The following is a 332-nucleotide window of genomic DNA, read 5'->3' on the forward strand; positions in this document are numbered from 1 at the left end:
CGATCCGAACCATGCAGCGAGCGCCCGGGCGGCCACGGGGGCGACGTGGGGGATGTTGAGGGTGAGGAGATGGTTGAGGAGGGGGGAGTGGTGCAGAAGGGAGGGATGGAGGGTGAGAGGGGGAAGGGGGGTAGGGGGAGTGGCAGCGGTGTGAGGGGGGGGGATGGGGTGGTTGAAGTGGGGGATGGTGGGTGAGATGGCGGAGAGGATAGGGAGTGGGGGGTAAGGGGGATGGGGGTGGAGGAGGTGTGGGAGGAGGAGAAGATAGTGGTGTGGGGTGGAGGTGGGATGGAGAAGTTGGTGTGGGAGAAGACGTAGATGGTGAAGAAGTT

At 64.5% G+C, this 332-nt stretch carries 1 protein-coding gene; it reads left to right on the forward strand.

All coding sequences use genetic code 11. The features are described from left to right. A partial coding sequence (locus FS793_RS16855; protein ID WP_222123787.1) for a hypothetical protein occupies window positions 1-195 on the forward strand: 195 nt, incomplete at its 5' end. Window positions 196-332: the final 137 nt, after the last annotated feature.

It is taken from the genome of Agrococcus jejuensis (assembly GCF_007679035.1).
GTDB lineage: Bacteria > Actinomycetota > Actinomycetes > Actinomycetales > Microbacteriaceae > Agrococcus > Agrococcus jejuensis_A.